This is a genomic window from Amycolatopsis sp. NPDC000009 (genome assembly GCF_055563465.1).
The window spans coordinates 45,918-63,118 of sequence record NZ_JBVHDI010000015.1 but is presented as its reverse complement, the minus strand read 5'-3'; the positions used below and the strand labels follow the sequence as shown (position 1 = coordinate 63,118).

General features: G+C 68.7%; 15 protein-coding genes and 1 pseudogene. 9 read left to right on the top strand and 7 right to left on the bottom strand.

What is annotated here, in order from left to right; translation table 11 throughout:
- Together ACZ3HL_RS31275 and ACZ3HL_RS31270 are read left to right on the top strand one after the other, a co-directional pair.
- Positions 1 to 1,245 carry an MFS transporter gene (locus ACZ3HL_RS31275; protein WP_465535069.1) on the top strand — a complete coding sequence of 415 codons (1,245 nt, stop codon included), beginning with the start codon at positions 1 to 3 and terminating at the stop codon, positions 1,243 to 1,245.
- Positions 1,242 to 2,225 carry a hypothetical protein gene (locus ACZ3HL_RS31270; protein ID WP_465535068.1) on the top strand — a complete coding sequence of 328 codons (984 nt, stop codon included), beginning with the start codon at positions 1,242 to 1,244 and terminating at the stop codon, positions 2,223 to 2,225. Before ACZ3HL_RS31275 ends, ACZ3HL_RS31270 begins: the two co-directional genes overlap by 4 nt.
- Positions 2,226 to 2,251: 26 nt before the next feature.
- Here the strand turns inward: ACZ3HL_RS31270 and ACZ3HL_RS31265 are convergent, their stop codons facing one another.
- The 4 genes from ACZ3HL_RS31265 to ACZ3HL_RS31250 form a co-directional block, all read right to left on the bottom strand.
- A complete protein-coding gene (locus tag ACZ3HL_RS31265; protein WP_465535067.1) occupies positions 2,252 to 2,797 on the bottom strand; it encodes an O-acetyl-ADP-ribose deacetylase in 546 nt (181 codons plus the stop codon).
- A gap of 13 nt (positions 2,798 to 2,810) precedes the next feature.
- The gene (locus ACZ3HL_RS31260; RefSeq protein ID WP_465418344.1) at positions 2,811 to 3,608 is read right to left on the bottom strand and encodes an alpha/beta fold hydrolase; all 798 of its coding nucleotides are present in this window, start codon (positions 3,606 to 3,608) and stop codon (positions 2,811 to 2,813) included.
- Positions 3,609 to 3,631: 23 nt separating this feature from the next.
- Positions 3,632 to 4,291 (bottom strand): DUF998 domain-containing protein, encoded by a 660-nt coding sequence (locus ACZ3HL_RS31255; RefSeq protein WP_465535066.1) that lies wholly within the window; start codon positions 4,289 to 4,291, stop codon positions 3,632 to 3,634.
- 125 nt (positions 4,292 to 4,416) lie between these two features.
- Positions 4,417 to 5,550, bottom strand: a complete 1,134-nt coding sequence (locus ACZ3HL_RS31250; RefSeq protein WP_465535065.1) for a metallophosphoesterase — start codon at positions 5,548 to 5,550, stop codon at positions 4,417 to 4,419.
- A gap of 137 nt (positions 5,551 to 5,687) precedes the next feature.
- Between ACZ3HL_RS31250 and ACZ3HL_RS31245 the strand changes: the two are divergent.
- Positions 5,688 to 6,295 (top strand): annotated as a pseudogene (locus ACZ3HL_RS31245) (hypothetical protein); the annotation flags it as partial.
- Positions 6,296 to 6,364: 69 nt separating this feature from the next.
- Here the strand turns inward: ACZ3HL_RS31245 and ACZ3HL_RS31240 are convergent.
- Complete coding sequence (locus ACZ3HL_RS31240; RefSeq protein ID WP_465535064.1) at positions 6,365 to 8,626, bottom strand: ATP-binding cassette domain-containing protein; 2,262 nt, start codon at positions 8,624 to 8,626, stop codon at positions 6,365 to 6,367.
- A gap of 78 nt (positions 8,627 to 8,704) precedes the next feature.
- Between ACZ3HL_RS31240 and ACZ3HL_RS31235 the strand changes: the two genes are divergently transcribed.
- From ACZ3HL_RS31235 to ACZ3HL_RS31215, 5 genes are all read left to right on the top strand, one after another.
- Complete coding sequence (locus ACZ3HL_RS31235; RefSeq protein WP_465535063.1) at positions 8,705 to 9,487, top strand: TetR/AcrR family transcriptional regulator C-terminal domain-containing protein; 783 nt, start codon at positions 8,705 to 8,707, stop codon at positions 9,485 to 9,487.
- A gap of 10 nt (positions 9,488 to 9,497) precedes the next feature.
- Positions 9,498 to 9,929: a nitroreductase family deazaflavin-dependent oxidoreductase gene (locus ACZ3HL_RS31230; RefSeq protein WP_465418353.1), complete on the top strand. Its 432-nt coding sequence runs from the start codon at positions 9,498 to 9,500 to the stop codon at positions 9,927 to 9,929.
- Positions 9,930 to 10,179: 250 nt separating this feature from the next.
- Positions 10,180 to 10,659, top strand: a complete 480-nt coding sequence (locus ACZ3HL_RS31225; RefSeq protein ID WP_465535134.1) for a pyridoxamine 5'-phosphate oxidase family protein — start codon at positions 10,180 to 10,182, stop codon at positions 10,657 to 10,659.
- Between the two features lie 30 nt (positions 10,660 to 10,689).
- A complete protein-coding gene (locus ACZ3HL_RS31220) occupies positions 10,690 to 12,237 on the top strand; it encodes a GAF domain-containing protein (protein ID WP_465535062.1) in 1,548 nt (515 codons plus the stop codon).
- On the top strand, positions 12,234 to 12,881 hold the full coding sequence (locus ACZ3HL_RS31215; protein WP_465418358.1) for a response regulator: 648 nt from the start codon (positions 12,234 to 12,236) through the stop codon (positions 12,879 to 12,881). Before ACZ3HL_RS31220 ends, ACZ3HL_RS31215 begins: the two co-directional genes overlap by 4 nt.
- Here the strand turns inward: ACZ3HL_RS31215 and ACZ3HL_RS31210 are convergent.
- Positions 12,878 to 13,513, bottom strand: coding sequence for a sigma-70 family RNA polymerase sigma factor (locus ACZ3HL_RS31210; RefSeq protein ID WP_465535061.1), 636 nt, complete (start codon positions 13,511 to 13,513; stop codon positions 12,878 to 12,880). The genes ACZ3HL_RS31215 and ACZ3HL_RS31210 overlap by 4 nt on opposite strands.
- A 225-nt stretch (positions 13,514 to 13,738) precedes the next feature.
- Between ACZ3HL_RS31210 and ACZ3HL_RS31205 the strand changes: the two genes are divergently transcribed.
- Positions 13,739 to 15,508, top strand: coding sequence for a chitinase (locus tag ACZ3HL_RS31205; RefSeq protein ID WP_465535060.1), 1,770 nt, complete (start codon positions 13,739 to 13,741; stop codon positions 15,506 to 15,508).
- A 330-nt stretch (positions 15,509 to 15,838) separates the two neighbouring features.
- Here ACZ3HL_RS31205 and ACZ3HL_RS31200 read toward each other — a convergent pair whose 3' ends face one another.
- The gene (locus ACZ3HL_RS31200; protein WP_465535059.1) at positions 15,839 to 17,200 is read right to left on the bottom strand and encodes a cellulose binding domain-containing protein; all 1,362 of its coding nucleotides are present in this window, start codon (positions 17,198 to 17,200) and stop codon (positions 15,839 to 15,841) included.
- Between the last annotated feature and the right edge of the window lies 1 nt (position 17,201).

Sequence of the window (17,201 nt, the reverse complement as noted above, 5' to 3'; positions counted from 1 at the left end):
ATGTACATAGCCACCAGTAGGGGAGCGGACGCCGCGGCGGATGTCCCGAAGAGCGGCGTGAAACGGGCCGTCACGGGGAACGTCGTCGCGCTCGGCCTGGTCAGCCTGGTCACCGACATCTCGTCGGAGATGGTGACCGCGGTACTCCCGCTCTACCTGGTCCTCGGTCTCGGCCTCAGCCCGCTGCAGTTCGGCGTGCTCGACGGCCTCTACTCCGGTGTCACCGCCGTCGTCCGGCTCGTCGGCGGGCATCTCGCGGACCGGTGGCAGCGGCTCAAAGCGGTCGCCTGCTTCGGTTACGGCCTCTCGGCGCTGGGCAAGATCGGCCTGATGGTGGCGGGTTCCTCCACCGTCGCGATCGGCGCGGTACTCGCGGCCGACCGCACCGGCAAAGGCGTCCGGACCGCGCCGCGGGACGCGCTGATCACCTTGAGCAGCGAGCCGGAACATCTCGGCCGCGCGTTCGGCGTGCACCGCGCGATGGACACCTTCGGCGCGTTCCTCGGCCCGCTGGTCGCAATGGCCGTGCTGTGGCTCAGCCTCGGCAGCTACGACTCGGTGTTCTTCACGAGCTTCTGCGTCGCCGCGATCGGCGTGATCATCCTGGTGGTGCTCGTCAAGGATCACCAGCCCAAGCCGCGTGCCGAACGCCCGAAGGTCTCCTTGCGGGAGACCGCGGGCCTGATCCGGCAGGCGTCGTTCCGCCGGATCTGCGTCTGGGCGGCGCTGCTGGGCCTGGTCACCCTCAGCGACTCGTTCCTCTACCTCGTACTGCAGCGCCGCTGGGATCTCGGCGCGGTCTTCTTTCCCTTGCTGCCGCTGGGAACCGCGGGCGTGTACCTGCTGCTCGCCGTTCCGTGCGGCAGGCTTTCGGACCGGATCGGCCGCTGGAAGGTGTTCCTCGGCGGACACGTCGCGCTGGTCGTCGCGTTGCTGGCGCTGCTCGGACCGGTGGACGGCGGCATCCTCGCGGTGCTGGCGCTCGTGCTGCACGGTGTCTTCTACGCGGCCACCGACGGTGTGCTGATGGCCGCCGCCGGGCCGCTGCTGCCCGAGCACCAGCGGGCGAGCGGGCTGGCGCTGGTGCAGACCGGGCAGGCGACCACGCGGATGCTCGCGTCCGTCCTTTTCGGACTCGCCTGGACCACGTGGGATCTGCACGCCGCGGTACTGGTCGCCGCGGGCGCGCTGGCCGTGGTGGTCGTCGCCGCGGCCGTGCTCCGTCCTTTGCGGACCTACGCGTGAGGGCGCGGATCCTGGGCGTGGCGGCGGCGGTCGTCGTCCTGATCGCGGCGGCCGTCGGCTACGGTGTCGTCTCCCGGGACCGAGGGCCTGCCGTCAACTCCGTCGCCGTCGTCACCGGACAGCCGGTTTCGGTGCAGGCCAAGGGGCAGCTGCTGTTCCGCAACACCGCCGAAGGCCCGGACTTCGGCCATCTCGCGACCGTCCCGGCCGACCGGCCCGGCGAGCCGAGGAAGGTATCCGGGCTCAGCTGCGACCGGTTCGCCGCCTCGGCGGGGACCGCGCTGTGCCTGGCCGCGCAGCCCGGGGTGCTGCCGCCGATGACCGACGTCATCGTGCTGGACAAGGACCTCAACGAGATCCGCCGGATCGAACTGCCCGGCACCCCCAGCCGCGGCCGGGTCTCGCCCGACGGGAAACTCGCCTACTGGACGCTGTTCGTCAACGGGGATTCCTATGCGGAGACCGGGTTTTCGACCAGGGCCGGGATCTTCGACCTGAAGACCGGGAAACTGATGAAGAGCATCGAGGAGATGGGGCTTCTCCTCGACGGCAAGCCGTACTATTCGTCCGACGTGAACTACTGGGGCATCACCTTCGCCCCGGACGGCAAGCGGTTCTACGCGACAGTGGGGACGAAGGGGAAGACGTACCTGGTCGAGGCGGACTACGAGAAGCTCGTCGCGAGGATGATCCGGGAGAACGTCGAATGCCCGTCGCTCTCACCGGACGGGAAGCGGATCGCCTTCAAGAAGAAGGTTTCCGCGGATCTGGCGGCGCCGTGGCGGCTCGCCGTCCTCGATCTGGCCTCCGGGAAGGAGACCATGCTGGCCGAGACGCGCAGCGTGGACGACCAGGCGACCTGGCTCGACGACCGGACCGTGGCGTACGGCGTGGATTCGGCGATCTGGTCGGTTCCGGCGGATGGGAGCGGGGCGGCCCAGGAGCTGGTGGCGCAGGGTAGTTCGCCGGCGGGCGTGTAGTCGGCTCGTGAGTGGTAAGGACGGTTCTAACCGTCCTTACCACTCACGAGGCCCATGGCGTCCGCTTGCTCGCGGAACACGTCGTACGCGGCCTTCCCGAACAGCACGAACCGCACCAGCTCCACGGAGCACGACCCGGCCGAGAGCGTGGTCATCACGGTTTCGAGGGCGATCTCCGCCGCGGATTCGACCGGCCACCGGTAGATCCCGGTCGAGATCGCGGGGAACGCCACGGTGTGCGCGCCGAGATCGGCGGCCACGTGCAGCGAGTTGCGGTGGCAGGCGGCCAGCAAAGCGGAGCGGTCTTCGGAATCGGACCACACCGGCCCGACGGTGTGCACCACCCAGCGCGCCGGGAGGCGGCCCGCCGTGGTGGCGACCGCCTCTCCGGTCTTCAGTCCCTTGCCGTAGTGCCCCGCGCGCAGGGCCCGGCATTCGGCGAGGATCTCCGGTCCGCCGCGGCGGTGGATCGCGCCGTCCACCCCGCCGCCCCCGAGCAGTGACGAGTTCGCGGCGTTGACCACGACGTCGACCCGTTGCTCGGTGATGTCGCCTTCGACCAGTTCGATCATCGTGATCGCTCCGTCAGTCGGTGAAGTACTCGATCAGGACCGGGGCCACGGCCTTCGGCTTGAGCATATGCGTCTGGCCCTCGATCGTGCGGTGCTCGGCGCCCGGGACCGCCTTCGCCAGCGCGGCGACGCCGTTGCGGATCCACGCGGGGCTCTTGCCGCCGTCCATGACCAGCGTCGGCACGGACACGCTCGCCCAGCGGCCCTCGGGCAGCGGGGTGCCGTCGTGCAGGCCGTCGAAGAGGGCGGCGTCGTAGCGCAGGGTCGGCGCGACCTTCTTCAGCTTCGGCCACGCGGGCATGAACTGCATCATGAAGACGACCGGAGCCGGGACGCGGACGCCTTCCCGCATGAAGGTCTTGATCGCGGTGCCGGGCTTGCCGGTGGCGATGGCCTTCTCCAGCCGGTCGGCGTAGTCGGCCGGGACCGGCGGGCGGGTGTCGTCGACGACCAGCGGGAATTCGTAGACGGCCAGTTTCGTGATGGGGAGCCCGGCTTTCGCGGCTTCGAGGGCGAGCGCGGCGCCGGAGGAGATCCCGTAGACGTGGGCGGTCCCGCCCGCTTCCTTGATCAGCGCGGCGATGTCCTCGACTTCGCGGGCGACGGAGAACGGCGCGGTGTCGCCGCTCTCGCCGCGGCCGCGGCGGTCGTAGGTGTAGACGGTGAAGTGCGGGGCCAGTTCGGCGGCCAGCGGCTTGGCCGGGCCGAACTCGCGGTGGCACATCGCGCCGTCGACCAGGATGACGGCGGGGCCGGAGCCGGTGCGGGTGTAGGCGATGGTGGTGCCGTCTTGCGAGGTCACGGTGTTCATGGCGGGAATTCTCCTCGGGTGGTCTAGCGAGCGGAACGGAGGATGACGGCGGTGACCCAGGCCCAGGCCAGCATCACGGTGGCCCAGAAGGCGAGCATCACGACGGCGTTCGCGTTGCCGGAGCTGATCCCGGCGAAGGAGGCGAAGAACGCGATGCCGGTGGCGCGGGAGTAGACGGCCCAGCCGCGGTGGCCCTCACGGGAGAAGCGGCTCGCGAACACGAAGGTCGCGACGATCAGCGACAGGAAACCGATCGAGCCGGCGGCCATGTGCAGGACGCCCGCGGTGCTGATGGTGGCGGTGCCGGTGCCTGCCGGGCTGGTGTCGATAGGGAAGCCGTTGCCGGGGTCGGCCTTGAAGACGGCGGCGAAGAGCATGCTGGCGCCGAAGACGCCCAGCAGCCGTGGCCCCCACGTGCTGCCTCTGCCCGGTTCGAGCGTGCGGCTCAGGCCGATCGCTCCTGCGATCATCAGGACACCGGTGACCAGGAAGTTCGTCACCTGGATCCAGCCCGCGTCGCCGTTGCTCAGCATGCTCGCCGGGTGCTTCGTCACGTCGAAGCCGTCGCGGACGGCGGCCTGGATGAGCGTGGTCAGGAAGTACAGCGGACCCGAGACGGCGCCGCACGCGAGCAGGGCGCGGGCCGGCAGTGCGACGTGGGTCCGGGTGGCGGTGATGGTCATCGTTTCGGCCTTTCGGGGCGGCGGGTGCGTTGGGTACAAGCTTCGCTCCGAAAGCCTCAGTTGTCAAGACAAAAAAAATTGTCGGTGGCACCTGATGTGCCATGAGGGGTGTCGCAACCAGGTGACTACTTGCAGTTTCGCAAGGTCAGAAGGGTGATCTCGCTGGGCGCGAAGACGCGCAGCGGTGGCCCCCAGAACCCGGTGCCGCGGCTCGTGTAGAGCTGCGTGCGCTCGCCGTGGCGCGAAAGACCGGCCAGAACGGGCTGGTCGAGGCGGACCAGGAGATGGAACGGCCAGATCTGGCCGCCGTGGGTGTGCCCGGAGATCTGGAGATCGATCCCGGCCTCGGCGGCCTGCTTGACCTGCTTCGGCTGGTGCGCGAGGAGGACGACCGGAGTGCTCTCGGCGACGCCGTCGAGCGCGGCGGGGAGGTTGGGGCCGTGGCCGGGCAGGCCGGAGGCGGTGCCGGTCGGGTCGTCGATGCCGGCGAAGACGAGCGTGTCCCCGTCTTGGTGGACCTTCGCGTGCCGGTTGTGCAGCGTGTCCCAGCCGAGGTCGCGCATATGGTCGAGCCAGGCCTGCGCCTCGCCGAAGTACTCGTGGTTGCCGGTGATGTAGAACTTGCCGAGCTTCGCCCGCACCTTCCCGAGCGGCGCGACCTGCTGTGCGCGTTTGGAGACGGAACCGTCGGCGAGGTCACCCGCGTGGGCCACGACGTCGGCGTCGAGCTCGTTCACCACTTCGACGACCTTCTCCGACCATTTCGTCCGGTTCAGCGGGCCGAAGTGGGTGTCGGTGATGATCGCGAAGCGCAGACCGTCGAGCCCCGCGCCGAGTCGGGGGAGCACGACATCGAGTTCCTTGAGCCTCGGCACGCGCCGGGCCTCGAACATCCCGTACGCCGCCAGCCCCGCGAAGGCGACCAAGACGACTCCGGACACGATTCCCGCCGCACTGTCCACTCCGGACGCCGCGAGGACGAGACGCAACACGTTTCCGAGTACCGACAAGGAGAACAGCAGCCAGATCAGCCCGAGGGAGAGGTCACCGATCTTCGCCGCGAGATCACGCTGCCACGGGCCGTGGCCGAGGATCATGCACGCGGGGACGGCGACCGCGGCGGCGGCGAACACGATCGTGCCGAGGGCTTCGAGCGCCGCCGGGAGCTCGGGGGAGCCGACGACCGTCCACCAGGGCACTCCGAACAGGAGGGCGAGAACGGCGATCAGCGCGGCGACGCGGACAAGGATGCGGGGCATGATGACGGCCAGACTAACAGACCATTGGTCTCTACCGCCGTCCTCGCTGAGGGCCTCTCAGGTACGTACGTGGGCGTACGCGTGGTGTCGCTTCACGGCCGACGCTTTTCGTCCTGACGCGGAAGACACTCTTCGGCATGAAGCCACGGACGGTCGAACGCGTCGCCTATGCGACCGGAGCGCTCCTGTTCCTCAGCGGTCTCGTGCACGCGGTCGTGCTGGTCGCGTCCGGCGGTTCGTGGACCGGGCCGCTGTCGATGCGGAAGCGGTCACGTTCGGCCTGTCTTTCGGCCTGACGCTGATCACCGTCGCCTGGGCGAGCGTCGTCGAGACGGTGCTCGTGAGCATGCAGGCATGGCGCGGGGTGCCGTCGCATTTCAACTTCGAGACCGGCTTCGACAACGCGGTCTCGACCACGCTCGCCGCGGGCGGCGGCGTCATCATCCTGACGGCGGTCTCGTTCACGGCCGCGGCGATGCGCGGGGCAGGGGAGACTACCGCGAGCATGCGGCTCGCGGTGCGGTTCGGCCTGGTCGCGCTGCTGGTGTCACTCGGCGGGGGCGCGGCGATGATCGCGAGCGGCGTCGTCGATGCGCGCGGTGGAAACCCGCAGGCCGCGTACACCACCGCCGGCGCGCTGAAGCCGCTGCACGCGGTGGCGATGCACGCGATCCTCATCGTGCCGGGGCTCGCCTGGCTGCTGAAGTTCGCGGACTGGACGGAACGGCGGCGCGTGCGGCTGGTGTCGGTGACCGGGGTGGTCGTGAGTGGTAAGGACGGTTAGAACCGTCCTTACCACTCACGAGCAAGCGCGCTAGCGGCCCACGTAAGCGCGAAGGTGCCGCGCCGTGAGCGTGTCACCGGAGGCGACCAGATCGGCCGGAGTCCCCGTGAACACCACCTGGCCGCCCTCCGAACCGGCGCCCGGCCCGAGATCCACGATCCAGTCCGCGTGTGCCATCACCGCCTGGTGATGCTCGATCACCACCACCGTGTTCCCGTCGTCGACGAGCCGGTCCAGCAGGCCGAGCAGCTGGTCGACGTCGGCGAGATGCAGACCGGTGGTCGGTTCGTCGAGGACGTAGGTCGCCGACTTCTCCGCCATCCGGATGGCCAGTTTGATCCGCTGCCGTTCCCCGCCGGACAGCGTCGTGAGCGGCTGCCCGAGCCCGAGGTAGCCGAGGCCGACGTCGGCGAGCCGGTCCAGGATCCTCCGCGCCTGCCCCGACGGGAAGAACTCGCGCGCCTCGGCGACCGGCATCGCGAGGACCTCGCTGATGTCCTTGCCCCGCAGCTGGTACGTCAGCACTTCGGCGGTGAACCGCTTGCCCTCGCATTCCTCGCAGACCGTCGCCACCCCGGCCATCATCGCCAGGTCGGTGTAGATCAGCCCGATACCCTTGCACTTCGGGCACGCGCCTTCGGAGTTCGCGCTGAACAGGGCCGCCTTGACGCCGTTGGCCTTGGCGAATGCGGTGCGGATCGGGTCGAGCAGGCCGGTGTAGGTCGCCGGGTTGCTGCGCCGCGAGCCGCGGATGGCCGACTGGTCGAGCACCACCACGTCGTCCCTTGTGGACAGTGAGCCGTGGATGAGCGAGCTCTTGCCCGAACCGGCGACCCCGGTGACCACGGTCAGCACGCCCAGCGGGATGTCGACGTCGACACCGCGCAGGTTGTGCCGGGTCGCGTTCCGGATTTCGATCCGCCCGCGGGCCCTGCGGACGTCGGTGCGCAACCGTGCCCGGTGGTCGAGGTGCCGTCCGGTCAGCGTGCCGGACGCGCGCAGTCCGGCGACGTCACCGGTGTAACAGATCCGCCCGCCGTTCGGCCCGGCGCCGGGGCCGAGGTCGACGACGTGGTCGGCGATCTCGATCGTCTCCGGTTTGTGCTCGACGACGAGCACCGTGTTCCCCTTGTCCTTCAAGAGAAGCAGGAGACCGTTCATCCGCTGGATGTCGTGCGGGTGCAGCCCGACGGTCGGTTCGTCGAAGACGTAGGTGACGTCGGTGAGGCTCGAACCCAGATGCCGCACCATCTTCACGCGCTGCGCCTCGCCGCCGGACAGCGTCCCGGATTCACGGTCGAGGCTCAGGTAGCCGAGGCCGATCTCCACGAGTGAGTCGAGGGTGCCGCGCAGCGTCTGCATCAGCGGCCCGACCGACGGATCGTCGATCTTGCGGAGGAAATCGGCCAGATCGCTGATCTGCATCGACGAGCAGTCGGCGATGTTCAGTCCCTCGATCTTCGAGGACAGCGCCGCCTGGTTGAGTCGCGCGCCTTCGCACGACGGGCACTGCCGGAAGGTGATCGCCCGGTCCACGAACGCCCGGGCGTGCGCCTGCATCGACTCCTTGTCCTTCGACAGGAACAGCCGCTGCACCTTGACCAGGAGGCCTTCGTAGGTGGTGTTCATCCCGCCGAGCTTCATCTTGGTGGCGGGTTTGTGCATGAAGTCTTCCCACTGCCGCGGGGTGTAGTCCTTCAGCTTGACCGCCGGATCGACGAAACCGGCTTCCGCCAGTCCCTTCCAGTACCAGCTGCCCGGCGTGAAGTTCGGGACGGTGATCGCCCCTTCGTCGAGCGAAAGCTCTTTGTCGACGAGCTGGTCGATGTCGATGCTGGAGACCTTGCCCAGCCCCTCGCATTCGGGGCACATCCCCTCGGGAAGGTTGAAGCTGAACGCGCCCGACGTCCCCACGTGCGGCGTTCCCAGCCTGCTGAAGACGATGCGCAACATCGTGTGCGCGTCGGTCGCGGTGCCGACCGTGGACCGGGAGTTGGCGCCCATCCGTTCCTGGTCGACGACGATCGCGGCGCTCAGGTTCCGCAGCGCGTCCACGTCCGGCCGTCCGACCGGGGCCATGAAGGACTGGATGAACGCGGTGTAGGTCTCGTTGATCAGCCGCTGTGACTCCGCGGCGATGGTGCCGAACACCAAGGACGACTTCCCCGAGCCCGAGACACCGGTGAAGACGGTGAGGCGGCGTTTGGGGATGTCGACCGAGACGTCGGCGAGGTTGTTCTCTCTGGCTCCGCGCACCTGGATCATGTCGTGGCTGTCGGCGGCCGAAGGCATGGCTCTCCCCTGGTTGGAACTCTTTAGCCTGTAAAGTGAGGGTAGCAGAGGTTGGTTTATGCTGTAAGGAGTTGGCAAGTGGTCGTCTACGCGGCGCAGGGAGACCCCGGACGGTCGATGGCACTGCTGTGGCGGACCGAGTCGCCGGACGCCGAGCGGCCCGGCCCCAAACCGGGGCTTTCGGTGGATCTGATCGTCGGAACCGCCATCGCCATCGCGGACGCCGAAGGAATGACGGGCCTCTCGATGCGGGCCGTCGGGGACCGCCTCGGCCGGACGGCCATGGCGCTCTACACCTATGTCCCGAGCAAGAGCGAACTCGTCGATCTCATGTACGACACAGCGCTCGCCGAACTTTCGGCCGTTTACGACGGAGACGACTGGCGGGCCGACGCCGCGCGCTGGGCCGAGGAGCTGTGGGACTTCTATCTGCGGCACCCCTGGGTCCTGCAGGTCTCGCAGGCGCGGCCGGTGCTCGGGCCGAACGAGTACGTCGTCCTGGAGGCGCTGGTGAAGATCCTGCGCCGGACCGGACTGCGACCGACGGCGCTGCGGCGGCTGGTCAGCGCGCTGTACTCGTGTGTGCGCGAGCCGGCCAGGACGGCCTCGGAGGCGCGGCTGGCCGAAAAAATGACGGGGCAGTCCGACGACGAGTGGTGGTACGCGCGCTCCGCGCGTCTGAAGGAGGTCTCGCCGGACTTCGCCGAGCGTTTCCCGACGCTGACCTGGATGGAGAGCGAGCACGCGTTCCGGATGGAGGACGAGACGGTGTCCTATCTGGAGCAGGAGGCGAGGGAGGCTTTCGAGTTCTCGCTGACGGTCATCCTGGACGGAATCGAAGTCGCGACGAAAGCGGAGTAGCCTTCTCCGCATGCCCTCCGATTTCGCCTTGAAGACCATGAACGCCGTCCACCGCGTCATCCAGAAGGTCAGCGGCGGCCGCGCCGGCTGGCAGGTCGCCGGGATGACCGTCCTTGAGCTGACCACGATCGGCCGCAAATCCGGCCAGCCGCGCACCGTCCTGCTGACCTCGCCGCTGCGCGAGGGCGACGCGTACGTCATCGTCGCCTCCCGCGGCGGCGACGACCAGCACCCGGCCTGGTTCCTCAACCTCCGCGACAACCCCGACGTCCAGGTCACCCTGAAGGGCGAGAGCGCGAAGCCGATGGTCGCGAGCGTGGCCGACACCGAGCAGCGCGCCCGCCTGTGGCCCAAGATCACCGCGGACTACAAGAACTACGCGCAGTACCAGACCAAGACCGACCGGGAGATCCCCGTCGTGCTGCTCTCGCCGAAGGCGTAGGTACCTCCGGACGCTCAGGTTTCGCGACACGGGTGCCCGGTCGGTCACACTTGACGGAACGCGTTGCGAAAGCCACTTTCACAACCTTCAACGTTGCGAAAGTGGCTTTCGCAACAGCGCTCTACGAGCCGGCGGACGCCCAGGCGCGTAACCCGGCATCCCCCGCGCGGGCCGGGTCCATCGGCCCTACCGGCGAGTCGGTAAGCCGGGGACCGTGGATCTCGACGAAGTACACGACGAGAACGCGGGGATGCCGATGTCCGACTCCTTGGGTCTCGAGACGCTCGGCCGCGAGCAGTGCCTGGCGCTGCTCGCGGGCGCCGGGCTCGGCCGGGTGGTGTTCACCTCGCGGGCCATGCCGGCGATCCAGCCCGCGCGGTTCGCGCTCCACCACGGCGGCATCGTGGTGCGGGCCCCGGCGCAGAGCTCGTTGTTCGCCGGGATACTCGACAGCGTGGTGGCGTTCGCCGTCGACGAGTTCGCCAAGGACCTGGTGACCGGCTGGTTCGTCACCGTCGTCGGCCGCGCCTCCGAGGTACGTGATCCGATCGTGATCGCCGAGCTCGAGACCCTGCCGCTGGGCTGCTGGACTGGTCAGGCGGATTCCCGCTACCTCCGGATCCCGATCGAGTCGGTGACCGGACGGAGGATCCTCGGGGTGAGCGGTAACGAAGCACTGTCCGTGATCGACGCACCAGATGAGCGATCCGGGCGCGTCTGTCATACCTGACCCCACTGCCCGGGGAGTTACTCCGGGACGGTGACGCCAGTGCGGCGGGTGAATGCGGCGAGCGACGCCAAAGCGCCCAGGATTCTGGACGCGGTGGCCGGGATCGCCCACGATCTCAGTCTCTCCGACGTCCTGCGGCGCCTGGTCGAATCGGCCTGCGAACTGACCGGTGCGCCGTTCGGCGCGCTGAGCGTGCTCGACTCGGACGAGTTCATCCGCTTCGGTGACGCCTGGGAACGGCCGCCGTCCGAGGACGAGTCCCGGGTGGTGCCGATCCGGATGCGCGGCCGTATCTTCGGGCTGCTGTATCTCGCGCCCAAACCGGACGGCGAGGACTTCACCGAAACCGAGGACGACCTGCTCGTCGCGCTCACCGCCGCGGCCGGTGTGGTGATCGAGAACGCCGCCCTGTTCGACCAGGTACAGCGGCGCGAGCGCTGGCTCGAAGCCTCCTACCACGTCACCGGCGCGCTGCTGGCCGACCAGGATCTGACCGCGACCCTCCGCCTGATCGCCGAGCGCGCCCGCGTCGTCGCCGGCGGCTCCGCGGGTGCGGTCGCCCGTCCGCGCGGTGACGGGATGCTGGTCTTCGAGATCGTCGAGCCGCCGGGGCCCGACGCCGACCGGATCGCCGGGGTCACCGTGCCGACCGAGGGCACCGCGACCGGGCTGGCGTACACGAGCGGCAAACCCGTCGTGGTGCGGGAGTACGGCGACAAGGTGATCGAGCATCAGGGCGGACGTGGCGTCACGATGCCCGCGATGATCAAGGACCTCGATTCCACGGTCGCCGTCCCGTTGATCGTCGGCGAGGAGAAGCTCGGCGTCCTCCTGGTGGCGAAGTTCCGCGACAAGACCCCGTTCTCCGCCTACGACGTCCAGCTCGCCGAGACCTTCGCCGCGCACGCCGCGCTCGCGGTCGAGTTCGCCCGCGCACAGCAGGACAGGCAGCGTCTCGCCGTTTTCGAGGACCGCGACCGGATCGCCCGCGACCTGCACGACCTGGTGATCCAGCGGCTGTTCGCGATCGGGCTCGGGCTGGAGGGGCTCGGCAGGCTCGCCGGCGAACCCGCCGTCGCCGACCGGGTGACCGGCTTCGCGCACGAGATAGACCGCACGATCCGCGAGATCCGCAACAGCATCTTTTCGCTGCAGGAACCGGCGGAGGCGCAGGGCAGCCTCCGGTCGGAGCTGCTGCGGGTCGCGCTCGACGCGGGCTGCGCGTCCGAACCCCGGGTCGGGTTCGACGGGCCGCTCGACTCGGCCGTGCCGGACACGGTCCGCTCCGACCTCATCGCGACCCTGCGCGAAGCACTGTCCAATGTGGTCAGACATGCCGGGGCGACGGCGGTCTCGGTCGACGTCTCCGTCGACCGCGACGGCCGATGGCTGAACCTTTCGGTGGTGGACGACGGCGTCGGCATGCCGGCCGAACCCGGCCACCGCAGCGGCGTGGCGAACCTGGCCGAACGCGCGGCCCGCTGGAACGGCTCGTTCGCCGTCGAAGCGGCGCCGGAAGGCGGGACGAAGCTCGACTGGTCGGTGGAGCTGCCGGCCCGACAGGGGAGTGTGCGATGACGATCTCGGTGTTCCTGCTGGACGATCACGAACTCGTCCGCACCGGGCTGAAGACGGTCTTCGAGGCCGAAGACGACCTCACCGTGGTCGGCGAAGCGGCCACGGCCGCCGAGGCGTACGTGCGGATCCCCGCGGTGAAACCGCAGGTCGCGGTGCTCGACGTCCGGCTCCCGGACGGTGAAGGGGTCAGTGTCTGCCGGGAGATCCGGGCGTCGATCGACCCGCCCCCCGCCTGCCTGATGCTGACGTCCTATTCGGACGACGACGCGTTGTTCGGCGCGATCATGGCCGGCGCGGCCGGGTACATGCTCAAGCAGGTGTCCGGCGGCGCGCTCGTCAAGGCGGTCCGCACGGTCGCCGCGGGCGGATCGCTCCTGGACAGCACGCTGACCGCCTCGGTGATGAACCGGCTGCGCGGGGAGAGCGACCTCCCAGACCCGCGGTACGAACAGCTGAGCCCGCAGGAGCGGCGGGTGCTCGACCACATCGCCGACGGGCTGACCAACCGCCAGATCGCGGAAAAGCTGTACCTGGCGGAGAAGACGGTCAAGAACTACGTGTCGTCCCTGCTGCACAAGCTCGGTTTCGAACGCCGCACGGCCGCCGCCGTCTACGCCACGCAACGCCGCAAGCCCACCGTCTAGAAGAAGGTGAACCCGCCGGCGAAATCGGGGTTCTCGCGCAGCACCCGGCGCAGTTCGTTGAGGGCCCGGTGCTGGGTGACGCGGACCGCGCCCGCGCTCGCCATGCCCAGCGCGCCGGCGGTCTCCTCGGCGCTGTAGCCGTGGATCACGCGCAGCACCAGGACGTCACGCTGTTTCGCCGAGAGGACCTCGAACAGCCGCGACAACCGGCGGCGGCGATCGGCCCTCTCGACCTCCTCGAACGTCGGATTCCACGGTCCGTCCTGGTCGGGCTCCGGATCGGGCACCGGCGCGGACGGATCGCGGGCGAGGGTGCGGCGGACGTCGGCGACCTTGTGCGACGCGATTCCGAAGACGTACGGTAGGAAGCTGTTGTCCTGGTAGCTGTAACGCGGCAAGGCCACGAGGACGGCCATCAGGACCTCCTGGGCGCAGTCCTCGGCGCTGGAGACGCCGCGTACCGTTCCGCCCAGCCTGCCCGCGCAGTAGCGGAACACGATGGGCCGGAGGAGCGCCAGCAGCCTCCCGACGGCAGACCGGTCCCCGCCGATCGCCGCGCGGATCAGCTCACCGTCCGGCTCTCCCGGCCGGAGCTGATATGTCGGACGCACGGCTTCTGACACGGCGGTCACGCCGGATCTGCCGTTCTCGGTCCCATCGTCCCCACCTCCCGAAAGCCCCCAGCCCTGTTTGGCCCTCCCGACGTTACGGAGCGCGCCCCCGCGTCACACCGGTCCAGCAGCCCGGAGTAGTCGGGTCTTTGGACCCTGGTGCCGCCGGGGTATGGACTTTCGCCGGATTGGTCTAGACAATTAGCCCAGTGCGGCGGCAGGCCGCCCTTTCCCGGAGGAATCGCGATGAGGCGTTCCAGATCGTTGTCATTTCTGGCCGTTTTGGTGCTCACCTTCACCGGCTTGATCACCGGCGGTGGCACCGCGAGCGCGGCCAACCTGCTCCTCAATCCCGGCTTCGAGGCGGGCTCGACGTCCGGCTGGACCTGCGCGGCGGGCGCGACCGTCACCACGCCGGTCCGTTCCGGCGGTTACGCCGTTTCGGTCACGCCCGGTTCGACGATCGGGAAATGCGCACAGACGGTATCCGTCCGGCCGAACACGACCTACGCGGTTTCGGCCTGGGTGAACGGGAACCCGGTGTACCTCGGGGTCACGGGCGGGCCGTCGACCTGGACCGCGGCGACCGCTTACACGCAGCTGTCGCTGTCGTTCACGACGTCGGCCACGCAGACGACGGCGGAGGTGTACGTCCACGGCTGGTACGGGTCGGGCACCTACTACGCGGACGACATCAGCCTCGACGGACCCGGCGGTGGCACCCCCGGCGCGCCGCCGTCACCGGGGAATCCGGCCGTGGGCGCGGTGACGAGCTCGTCGATCGCGCTCTCGTGGGGCGCCTCCGCGGGGACGGTGACCGGCTATCGCGTGTACGAGGCCGGCAAGGTGGTCGCGACGGTGACCGGGACTTCGGCCACGATCTCGGGACTGACGGCCTGTTCGTCGCACAGCTATTCGGTGGCCGCCTACAACAGTGCGGGCGAGTCGCCGAAGACCACGGAGGCGGGCGCCACGACCTCCGGCTGCGTCGACACCGGCCTGCCGAAGCACGCGCTGATCGGCTACCTGCACGCGAGCTTCGCCAACGGTTCCGGCTACACGCGGATGGCCGACGTCCCGGCGGCGTGGGACATCGTCAACCTGGCCTTCGGTGAACCGACTTCGGTGACCTCCGGTGACATCCGCTTCACGCGGTGCCCGGTCGCGGAATGCCCGACGGTGGAGAGCGACACGGACTTCATCGCCGCGATCCGCGCGAAGCAGGCTCAGGGCAAGAAGGTCCTGATCTCCATCGGTGGCCAGAACGGGCAGGTGCAGCTGACCACGACCGCGGCCCGCGACGCGTTCGTCAGCTCGGTGTCCGCGATCATCGACCGGTACGGGCTGAACGGGCTCGACATCGACTTCGAGGGACATTCGCTGTACCTCAACTCCGGCGACAACGACTTCCGCAATCCGACCACGCCGGTGATCGTCAATCTCATCTCGGCGCTGAAGACGTTGAAGGCTCGCTATGGTGCGGGATTCGTGCTGACGATGGCGCCGGAGACGTTCTTCGTGCAGACCGGATATCAGTACTACGGCGGCCTCGGCGGCGCCGACAACCGGACGGGCTCGTACCTCCCGGTGATCCACGCGATGCGGGACGCGCTGACCGTGCTGCATGTCCAGGACTACAACTCCGGGCCGGTGATGGGGCTGGACAACCAGTACCACTTCATGGGCGGCGCGGATTTCCACATCGCGATGACCGACATGATCAAGGCGGGTTTCACGGTGTCCTCGACCGGATTCCGGTTCCCGGGGCTGCGTGAGGACCAGATCGCGTTCGGCCTGCCGGCCGCGGTGAGCGCGGGCAACGGGCACACCGCGCCGGCGGCGGTGCATTCGGCGCTGAACTGCCTGGTGAAGAATTCCGGCTGTGGGTCGTATTCCTTGCGCGGCGGCGCTTCACCGTCGTTGCGCGGGCTGATGACGTGGTCGATCAACTGGGACCGGTACTACGGGTGGGAGTTCCAGAACGCGCACGAGCCGTTCCTGAACGCTTTGCCCTGATCGCAGCTGTAGTACGTGAAGGCCCCCTTCACTGCGCTAGACGCAGTGAAGGGGGCCTTCACGTACTTTACAGGGCTTGCGGGGGTCGGTCACCGGGCCGGGAGGCGTTGCGAAAGCCACTTTCGCAACGCTGAAGGTTGCGAAAGTGGCTTTCGCAACCCGCTCGCGCGGCCTCCGGAGCCAGCGAAGCCCGCATTTAGTCCTCTGAATGCGGTCCTTGCGTGTGCATGTACCGCATTCAGAGGACTAAATGCGTGGAACGAAGGAGCGGGCCCGCACCGTGCAGCATCGGTGCGGGCCCGCGGTTCCGGGGAGCCCCGGCCAGGGACGTCAGAAGGCCGCGGTGATCCGCGTGAAGTCCCAGTCGTTCTGTGCGATACCACTGCAGTTTTCGGCGACTCCGCCGTTCGGGCAGCCCCGGTCACGGTTGGTCGACCAGAACGCCAGCCTGGCGATCTTGTTCGTCTTGGACCAGTCGGTGATCCGGGTCCAGGTGTCGAGACTCGTCAGTTCCCGCTGATCCGAAAGACCGTTCATCCCGCTGATGCCCAGGTGGCCGTACGCCGTGGCGTCGTTCCACCCGAACGTCGACTTCAGCTTGTCCCGCAGACCGTTCGCGGCCCGGATGGTGTTCCCGTACATGTCCGCGCCACCACCGAAATCGAACGGCATGATCGTGTAGACGTCGATCCCGGCGTTCAGTGCCTTCGACTGGTCGATGAGCCGGTTGCCCCAGGAGTTCGGGCCGCTGGTCGTCGTGCCGAAGGTGAGGATGGTCTGGATACCGGGGTTGTTCGCCTTCACGATCTTCAGCGCGTTCAGCACGCGGTCCTGCACGACCGCGTTCTCGAACTCGTCGGTGTTCTCGATGTCGATGTCGATCGCCTTGAGGCCGTAGGCGTCGATCACCTTCTGGTAGGCCCCGGCGAGCGCTTCCGGCGTCGAGCAGTTCGGGCCGAGCTTGTTGCCGCTCCACCCGCCGAAGGACGGCACGATCTGCCCGCCCGCGGCCTTGATCTGCGCGATCGCGTTCGCGTCGGCGCCGCCCTGCAGCGGACGGCTGCCGTCCCAGGCGGGGTTGCAGCCACCGGACGACAGGATGAACGCCATCGTGAACCATTTGATCCCGGTCGCGTTCATGACCGTCTGCGGGTTCGGCGGGCTACCCCAGCCCATGTACAGATAGGGCGCACCACGGCCGCCGGGCAGCGGCGGGTTGCTCGTGGTCGTCGTCGGAGAGGTCGTGGTGGTGGGCGTGGTCGGCGTCGTGGTCGGACCGCCGCCGCCCGGATCACAGGACCCACCGTTGATCTTGCAGTTCGCCGGGGCGACATAGCCCCCGGAGTACTTGACGTTGAAGCCGAAGCTGGTCGAACCGCCGTTGGAAAGGTTGCCGTTCCAGGTGTTCTTCACCGTCACGTGCTGGCCGGACACCGAGTAGCTGCCGTCCCACAGTGAAGCGATCGAGTGCCCCGCGGGGAGGTCGAATTCGACCGTCCACGAGGGAAGGCTCGACCCCGAGTTGTTGCTGATCGTGTACTTGCCTTCCCAGCCGGAGCCCCAATCGGAGCCCTTGCTGAAGGCGGCGCCGACGCCGCCCGCCGCGGAGGCCGGCGCGATCACGAGGACCGCGCCGGCCGTTGCGGCAGCGGCGGCCAGGCCCACGGCCTGGATCCAAGTCCGCTTAACCACT